Source organism: Micromonospora phytophila (genome assembly GCF_023656545.1).
In the GTDB taxonomy this organism is placed as follows: Bacteria; Actinomycetota; Actinomycetes; order Mycobacteriales; family Micromonosporaceae; genus Micromonospora; species Micromonospora phytophila.
In genome coordinates this window covers 1-7,553 of record NZ_JAMOKF010000272.1, presented here as the reverse complement: position 1 = coordinate 7,553, position 7,553 = coordinate 1, and the positions used below count along the sequence as shown (strand labels likewise).

General features: G+C 74.6%; 10 protein-coding genes and 1 pseudogene. 7 read left to right on the top strand and 4 right to left on the bottom strand.

The window, feature by feature from the left end; all coding sequences use genetic code 11:
- The coding region (locus NCC78_RS24320; RefSeq protein WP_250797272.1) for a hypothetical protein at window positions 1–991 on the bottom strand (991 nt) is incomplete at its 3' end.
- Window positions 992–1,120: 129 nt separating this feature from the next.
- Between NCC78_RS24320 and ndhC the strand changes: the two genes are divergently transcribed.
- A complete protein-coding gene (gene ndhC, locus NCC78_RS24315; RefSeq protein WP_250797271.1) occupies window positions 1,121–1,498 on the top strand; it encodes an NADH-quinone oxidoreductase subunit A in 378 nt (125 codons plus the stop codon).
- 125 nt (window positions 1,499–1,623) lie between these two features.
- Here ndhC and folP read toward each other — a convergent pair whose 3' ends face one another.
- On the bottom strand, window positions 1,624–2,493 hold the full coding sequence (folP, locus tag NCC78_RS24310; protein WP_250797270.1) for a dihydropteroate synthase: 870 nt from the start codon (window positions 2,491–2,493) through the stop codon (window positions 1,624–1,626).
- A gap of 194 nt (window positions 2,494–2,687) precedes the next feature.
- Between folP and NCC78_RS24305 the strand changes: the two genes are divergently transcribed.
- From NCC78_RS24305 to NCC78_RS24290, 4 genes are all read left to right on the top strand, one after another.
- Window positions 2,688–3,353, top strand: a complete 666-nt coding sequence (locus NCC78_RS24305; protein WP_250797269.1) for a DivIVA domain-containing protein — start codon at window positions 2,688–2,690, stop codon at window positions 3,351–3,353.
- The gene (locus NCC78_RS24300) at window positions 3,350–3,847 is read left to right on the top strand and encodes an SRPBCC family protein (protein WP_250797268.1); all 498 of its coding nucleotides are present in this window, start codon (window positions 3,350–3,352) and stop codon (window positions 3,845–3,847) included. Before NCC78_RS24305 ends, NCC78_RS24300 begins: the two co-directional genes overlap by 4 nt.
- Window positions 3,848–3,997: 150 nt before the next feature.
- Window positions 3,998–4,579: a DNA-3-methyladenine glycosylase I gene (locus tag NCC78_RS24295; RefSeq protein WP_284706353.1), complete on the top strand. Its 582-nt coding sequence runs from the start codon at window positions 3,998–4,000 to the stop codon at window positions 4,577–4,579.
- 13 nt (window positions 4,580–4,592) lie between these two features.
- Window positions 4,593–5,219, top strand: a complete 627-nt coding sequence (locus NCC78_RS24290) for a hypothetical protein (RefSeq protein ID WP_250797267.1) — start codon at window positions 4,593–4,595, stop codon at window positions 5,217–5,219.
- A gap of 32 nt (window positions 5,220–5,251) precedes the next feature.
- Here NCC78_RS24290 and NCC78_RS24285 read toward each other — a convergent pair whose 3' ends face one another.
- Complete coding sequence (locus NCC78_RS24285; RefSeq protein WP_250797266.1) at window positions 5,252–6,043, bottom strand: enoyl-CoA hydratase/isomerase family protein; 792 nt, start codon at window positions 6,041–6,043, stop codon at window positions 5,252–5,254.
- Between the two features lie 3 nt (window positions 6,044–6,046).
- Entirely contained in the window at window positions 6,047–6,865 is an 819-nt protein-coding gene (locus NCC78_RS24280; RefSeq protein WP_250797264.1) for a PaaX family transcriptional regulator, read from the bottom strand.
- A gap of 190 nt (window positions 6,866–7,055) precedes the next feature.
- Between NCC78_RS24280 and NCC78_RS24275 the strand changes: the two genes are divergently transcribed.
- Both NCC78_RS24275 and NCC78_RS24270 read left to right on the top strand, forming a co-directional pair.
- Window positions 7,056–7,223: a DUF3117 domain-containing protein gene (locus tag NCC78_RS24275; protein ID WP_007455245.1), complete on the top strand. Its 168-nt coding sequence runs from the start codon at window positions 7,056–7,058 to the stop codon at window positions 7,221–7,223.
- A gap of 130 nt (window positions 7,224–7,353) precedes the next feature.
- A pseudogene (locus tag NCC78_RS24270) lies at window positions 7,354–7,553 on the top strand (peptidase M17); the annotation flags it as partial.

Here is a 7,553-nt window from a genome sequence, read left to right as displayed (position 1 = left end):
GCACGGGGCTGGCCGCGACGCAGCCGGCCGGTGGCGTCGGCACGGTCACGCCGGCCGGCAGGACCACCTCGATCCGGCCGGCGGCGGACACCTTGCCGGTGTTGCCGAGCCGGACGTCGAGCCCGCTCGATCCACCGCTGATGTCGAAGGAGACCTCGTCGGCCGCCAGCCTGATCCCGGGCACCGGCGGGCCGGGCGGGAAGAGCACGGCGAAGCCCTCGTTGTCGCTCACCGAGCCGACCACCCGCGGGGCGGTCGCGGTGACCCGCACCGAGCCGCTGAGCGGCATCTGCCGCCACGCGCCGCCGCCGACCCGTACCCGCAGCAGGGTGCTGAACCGCGCGCCCGGGGCGGTCGTCCACTCGCCGCAGCGGTGTTCCCCGCCGCCGGCCGGGGCGCAGCCCTTCGTGCCGGCGTCGGTCAACCCGGCCGGCAGCGTGTAGGCGAGGCGGATCCGCTCGGACGCCGCACCGGTGTTGGTGACCGTCACCCGCAGCGTGGTCACCGTGCTGGCCGCGTTCCAGTACGCCGAGGAGAGGGTGAGGTCGTCGGTGGTGACCCGTACCCCCAGCGGAGTCGGCGGCGGGTTGCCCGGGAGAGGCGGCGTCGGCCGGACCGGTGGCACCGTCGGCGCCGGGGCCGGGCCGGCCGTGGTCGGCGCGGCCGTGGTCGGCGGCGGGTTCTGCGGCGTCGTCGTGGTCGGCGCCGGCTCGGTCGTCGCGGCCGGCGGCGTGGTCTCCGCCGGGGGGTCGATGGTCGGCGGGGCGCTGGTCGGCGGCGTGGTGTCCGTCGGGTCCGCCGTCGGGGTCTCCTGCCCGGGCTCCTCCACCGGCTCGGTGGCCACGGTGGCGACCGGGGCGGCCGTCGGGGACGCGGTCGCCCAACCCGGCAGCGCGGCGACCGTCAGTCCGAGCGCGAGCGAGATCGCCAGCAGGGGTGCGCTACGCCGGTCACGTGCCCGTCGACCGGGCCGTACCTCCACGCGGGCCATCTGTCCTCCGTGACGATGAGTAGCTTCCAATATTCGGTAACTGTTGCCTCACGGCACTAGTCCCGGAGGGAAACAAATCCGTAACGTGTTCGCCTCGGTCGTCCCACCTGGGCGGTAGGCTGACCGATCGTGACCGGTTACCTGGGCTCGTACGCGACGCTCGGGCTGTTGTTGCTCGCCAGCGTCCTCTTCTTCGTTACGGCGTTCTCGGCCAACCGGGTGTTACGTCCTGCCCGTCCGGCCGATCCTTTCGGCAAGCGCACGAGCTACGAGTGCGGGCTCGATCCGGTCGGGGGCGACTGGGCGCAGATGCAGATCCGTTACTACGTGTATGCGTATCTCTACGTGCTGTTCGCCGTCGAGTCGGTCTTCCTCTTCCCCTGGGCGGTGGTTTTCGACCGGCCGGGGTTCGGGATGGTCACCGTCGTGGAGATGGCCGTCTTCGTGGCGGTACTGGCCCTGGGCATCCTCTACGCCTGGCGCAAGAACATCCTCCGCTGGACCTGACGCGCCCGGGCCGAGCCCGCTCGGGTGGGGCGACCTGACGCGCCGCACATCGGCTGGAGGAACCTGCCGCCGACCAAGACCGCGTGGCGGCCCGGCGACCGGGCGCCCGGGTCGGCGGACCGCGCTCAGGCCAGGCCGCGCCGGGTCAGCGTCGGCGGCCGGTCGCCCCGGATCGAGGCGACCATGTCGAGCACCCGGCGGGTGGGGCGGACCTGGTGCGCACGGAACACCCGGGCGCCCAGCCAGGCCGAGACGGCGGTGGCGGCCAGCGTCCCCTCCAGCCGCTGGGCGACGGGCAGGTCCAGCGTCTCGCCGATGAAGTCCTTGTTCGACAGGGCGACCAGCAGCGGCCAGCCGGTGCCGGAGAGCTCGTCCAGGCGGCGGGTGATCTCCAACGAGTGGCGGCTGTTCTTGCCGAAGTCGTGCGCCGGGTCGATCAGGATCCCGTCCCGCCGTACGCCGAGGGCGACCGCGCGGTCGGCGAGCCCGGTCACCGTCGCGACCACGTCGGCCACCACGTCGTCGAAGGCGGCGCGGTGCGGCCTGGTCCGGGGCGTCAGCCCGCCGGCGTGCGAACAGACCAGCCCGGCACCGGTCCGCGCCGCCACCCGGGCCAGGGCCGGGTCCGCGCCGGACCAGGTGTCGTTGAGCAGGTCGGCGCCGGCGGCCACCGCCTCCACCGCCACCTCGGCCCGCCAGGTGTCGATCGAGATCACCACGTCGGGGAAGGCCGCCCGGACCGCCGCGATGGTGTCCACGGTGCGGCGGATCTCCTCGGCCACGTCGACCTCGGCGCCGGGGCCGGCCTTGACGCCGCCGATGTCGATGATCTCCGCGCCCTCCTCGACCGCCCGCTCCACCGCGCGCAGCGCGCTGTCCTGGGCGAAGGTCGCGCCCCGGTCGAAGAACGAGTCCGGGGTGCGGTTGACGATCGCCATCACCACCAGCTCGCCGGGGCCGAACGTCCGCCCACCGAGCCGAAGCGCCCCGGCCATGCCCGCCTCCTGAAGGTTGCGCCCGTCGACCCGTCCCGGCCGCCGGCCGTCCACGACGCTAGCCGGTGCACCGCGGTCGGGCCCGGCCGGTCCACCGGGCCGGGTTTCGCCGGGCGGAAACTCGCCGGCAAGGATCCGCGACGCGGGTGGTGTGGGGGGTCGCTCCGGCCCGTTGGACATGCCACGATCTGTGCATGGGTCAGGTTCTGCTCCTCCTGGTCGTGGCGCTGACCGTCGCGGCCGTGGTGTTCGGGGTGACGGTGCTGGTCACCGGCCGGGACACCGGCCTCGCGCCGGCCGAGCCGGACGGGCGGGCCGTGCCGCTGCCGGGCGCCCGCCCGCTCCGCGAGTCCGACGTGGGTGATGTTCGTTTCGACACGGCGCTGCGCGGGTACCGGATGGCCCAGGTCGACCAGGCGATGCGCCGGGCGGCCTACGACATCGGCTACAAGTCCGAGTTGATCGGCGTGCTGGAGGCGGAGGTCACCGCGTTGCGCGAGGGACGGACCGCCGACGCCGACGCCCTGCGCCGTGCCCGCGAGCAGGCCGCCGGGCCGGCCGCGGTGCCGCCGGCCGCCGAGACCCGGGACGAGGCGTCGATCGACGGGGACGCCGCCCAGCCCACCTCCACCGGCGGGGCGGGGACGGCCGCACCGACCGTCGTCGCGACGTCGGCGTCCCCGTCGGGTGCCGGCGGATCGACCGGGGACGGCCCCGCCGGTGGGAGCGACCGCCCCGGCGGCGCTCCCGCCGTCCGCACCGGCCCGGGCGCCGGAGACGGTCACGAACCGGGCGACGACGCGACGACGGCGGGCGACACCGCGCGGCACGCTCCGGCGGTCCGCTCGGAGTCGGCGTGACCGAGCGGGAAGGCGCGGACGACCTGCGCGAGGCCGCCCGACGCGGCGCCGGGGAGATCACCGCCACGGTGATCGTCAACGCCCCGGCGGAGCGGGTCTTCGCGGCGCTGCTGGCCTGGGAACGGCAGTCGGACTGGATCCCGCTCACCACCGTCCGGGTGGTCGAGGGTGACGGCGGTGAGGGCAGCCTCGTCCGGGCGGTGACCACGCTCGGTCCGGCCGTGCTGCGCGACGAGATGCGGGTGGTCCGGGTGGACGCGCCCTACGAGATCGGCGTGGTGCACTGCGGGAAGCTGCTGCGCGGGCCGGGCGTGCTGCGCTGCACCCAGATGGAGCGGGACCGCACCCAGGTGGTCTGGCACGAGTGGTTCCACGTGCCCGGGGGTGCGGCCGGCCGGGTGGCCTGGCCGCTGCTCTGGCCCGGCTCGAAGTTCAGCCTGACCCAGGCCCTGAAGAAGTTCGGCCGCCTGGTCGAGCAGGGCCGCCTGCCCTGATCCGCCGCGCCGTTCGTCCCGCGGGCGGTGCACCCGCCTGATCGTCAGTCCGACCGGTACCCCGCCACCTCACCGATCCCGGGTGCGTCGAGCCGACCCGTCGGCCCATGGGCGGCCGGAGGTGTCGGGGGCGTGCCCTAGCGTGGACGCGTGACTGACCTGGTGATCGGCGGCGACGGGCTGCCACGCTGCGCCTGGGGGGCCGGCACCCCCGACTACGCCGTCTACCACGACACGGAGTGGGGTCGGCCGTTGCGCGGCGACGACGCGCTCTACGAACGGATCACGCTGGAGGCGTTTCAGTCCGGGCTGTCCTGGCTCACCATCCTGCGCAAGCGCCCGGCGTTCCGGCTCGCGTTCGACGAGTTCCGCATCGAGACGGTGGCCGGCTACGGCGAGGCCGACGTGACCCGGCTGCTCGCCGACGCCGGCATCGTCCGCAACCGCGCCAAGATCGAGGCGGCGATCGCCAACGCCCGCGCCGCCCTGGCGCTGCCCGAGGGGCTCTCCGCGCTGCTCTGGTCCTTCGCACCACCGCCCAGGCCGGCCCGGCCCACGTCGTTCGCCCAGGTGCCGGCGCTGACCGCCGAGTCCACCGCGCTGGCCAAGGCGCTCAAGAAGAAGGGCTTCCGCTTCGTCGGCCCGACCACCGCCTACGCGTTGATGCAGGCCACCGGGATGGTCGACGATCACCTTGCGGGCTGCCACGTCGTGGCGTCGCAGGCGGCGTGATGGGATGGACGCCATGACGACCGACACCGCGCACCGGGTGGACGGGGCGGGCCAAGCCGACGGCACCGGCGCCTGGGCCGTGCTGCTGCCGACCGGCCGCTACGAGGCCGAGCGGCTCGTCCACCACGACACGCTCGAACTGACCGGCCTGTCCGACGCCGCGCGGCCCCGCCCCGGCGACCGGGTCGCGGTGCTGGCCGACGCGCCACCGCGACTGGTCGCGCTGGGCCGGGTCACCGCCGCCAGCGGTCAGGAGCCGGAGGACCCGGACGACCCGCAGTCCGAGCGGGGCGAGGCGCCGCTCGTGGTCGCGTACACCCGGCGGGCCTTCGACGAGCCGGTGCCGGCCGGCGCGCTGGCGCTCGACGGGCCGGTCACCGCGCTGGAGCCGGCCGCCTTCCGGGAGCTGGCCGACCGGCTCGGCCCGCCGCCGCAACGGCGCTCCTGGCTGGTCAGCCTCGACCTGCCGATCGAGGCCGGCTCGCCGGCCGAGGCGGTCCGGCTGTTCTGGGCCTATGTGCAGGAGCTCGGGCCGCGTGAGCTGCCCGCCTTCGTCTCACCCGCCGGGGACGAGCTGGCCATGCAGGCGTTCGTGCTCGGTGCCGAGGCCAACCAGGATCCGGAGGAGGACGACGACTGATCCCCGCCGCCGACCGGGTCGGCCCGCTGCGCTCAGTGTCCTTCGAAGACCGGCTTCTGCTTGTTGACGAACGCCATCGTGGCCGAGCGGTGGTCGGCGGTGCCGCCGCAGATCGACTGGGCCTGCGCCTCGGCGGCCAGCGCGTCGGCGAGGGTGCCGGCGTCGGCGATGGAGAGCTGCCGCTTGATCGCCCCGTACGCGACGGTCGGGCCGGCGGCCAGCCGGGCGGCCAGCTCCTGCGCGGTCGGCAGCACCTGCTCGTCGTCGGCGACGATCCGGTTGAGCAGCCCGAGCCGGCAGGCCTCCTCGGCGCGGACGGGCTCGGCCAGCATCAGCAGCTCGACCGCCTTGGCGTGACCGACCAGCCGGGGCAGGGTCCAGGAGGCGCCGGTGTCGGCGGCGAGCCCCACCTTGGCGAACGCCATCAGGAAGCTGGTCGACGGCCCGCCGATGCGGATGTCGGCCAGGAAGGCCAGCGAGGCGCCCGCGCCGGCGGCCATGCCGCGCACCGCGGCGACCACCGGCTTGGGCAGGTTGGCCAGCCGGGCGGCGATCGGGTTGTAGTGCGCCCGGACGGTGTCCAGCGGGTTGCCGCCGTTGGACTGCAGGGTCTGCACGTGCTCCCGCAGGTCCTGGCCGGCGCTGAACGACCCACCGGCGCCGGCGAGCACCACCGCCCGGCAGGACCGGTCGGTCTCCAGCTCGGCCAGGGTGTCCCGCAGCGCCTCCTTGAGCGCCACGTCGAGCGCGTTCATCGCCGTCGGGCGGTTCAAAGTCAGGGTGACGACGGCGTCGGTGCGGTCGACGAGCAGCGGCTCGGTCACGGTTCAACGACCCTTCTGTCGGGCGAGGCGGTTGCCGGCGTCGAGGCACTGCTCGACGTACCGGTCGGCGGCCGGCCGCAGCCGGGCCGCGTGCCGGTCGAAAAAACTGGCCGCGGCGGTGCCGGGCCAGCGCTCGGGGAGCAGTGCCGGGGGCAGTTGCGGGTCCCGGAACAGGAAGGTACGCCACGCGTGCACGAGCCGGAACCGGGCCGCGTACGCCTCCTCGTCGGGGCTGCGCACGGTTACCCCGGCGAGCAGGGGCCGCTGCTCGGCCACGAACTGCTCGTACGCCCTGCCGATGTCGGAGAGGTTCCAGGCGCGGCGCACCACGCCCATCGCGCCGGGGGTGCCCGCGGTGTGCGCGGCGGTGAACCGCTCGTAGCGCACGCCCGCCTCGTCGAGCAGCACGTCGACGTCCTCACCCGGGCGGGTGGCCACCCAGGTGCACTCGTCCAGGGCGCCGTAGCCGAGGAAGGTCAGGTTGGCGGCGAGCCGTTGGCGTTCCCGCCGCGAGGTGGGCGCCTCCAGCACCAGCAGGTCGAAGCGCCCGTCCCAGGTGATCCGGCCGGTCCGGTAGATCCGCGCGGCCGCCTCGTCGAGTCGTCGGGCGGCTTTCGGTGTGATCGAATATCCCGGTCCGGACGTCAGCCGGAGCGGGTCGAGCCAGCCCTGACGGACCATCCGGGAGACCGCCGTACGCACCGCGGGCGGGGCGATCCCGAGCGGCGCCAGGAGCTTGACCAGGGCGGCAACCGGTGCCCGGCCGCCCCTCGCCCGGAGGTGGTCGCCGTACAGGTCGAAGAGTGCCGACCGTGCCTGCATGACCGCACATTGTGACAGGCCTTCTCAAGATAAGCTAGATGCTGTTACATCAATGCTGCTTCGGTTTGGGTCCGGCGGTGTTCATCAGGGAAAATCGTTGGTCGACGCCCCCGTGCACGTTGCGGGTGGTCATGACGAAGTGGCTGTGGGGCAACCCACCGACCCTGGTGTAGGTCTGAGGGGAGACAACATGGCGGCGATGAAGCCGCGGACGGGCGACGGTCCGCTGGAAGTCACCAAGGAGGGCCGGGGCATCGTCATGCGGGTCCCGCTGGAGGGCGGTGGCCGGCTCGTCGTCGAGATGACTCCCGACGAGGCCAACGCGCTCGGTGACGCGCTGAAGGCGGCCGCCGGCTGAGCGAGGAGCGGTCCGCGCGCCCGCGCGGACGGTTCGTCAGTCCCTGAGCCACCGGTTCCGCCGGTGGCTCAGGGTCTTCATTTCCCGCGGGGCCCGCGCTCCGCGATCTTTCCTGGAGGTACGGCTCCGCGTGCTCGCCATCCGTCTGCTCGCCGAGCCGGACCGGCTCGACACCCTCGCCCTGCCCGTCTCACCGGCGGACGACGGCCCGGCCCGGCCCGTGCCGACCGTGGCGGTGCTGCCCGACGGGCTGGCCGAGGAGGCCGCGGCGCTGGCGCCGGTCGCCCGGCTGACCGGGCGGGCCGGCGAGGTCCAGGCGCAGCTGCGGCC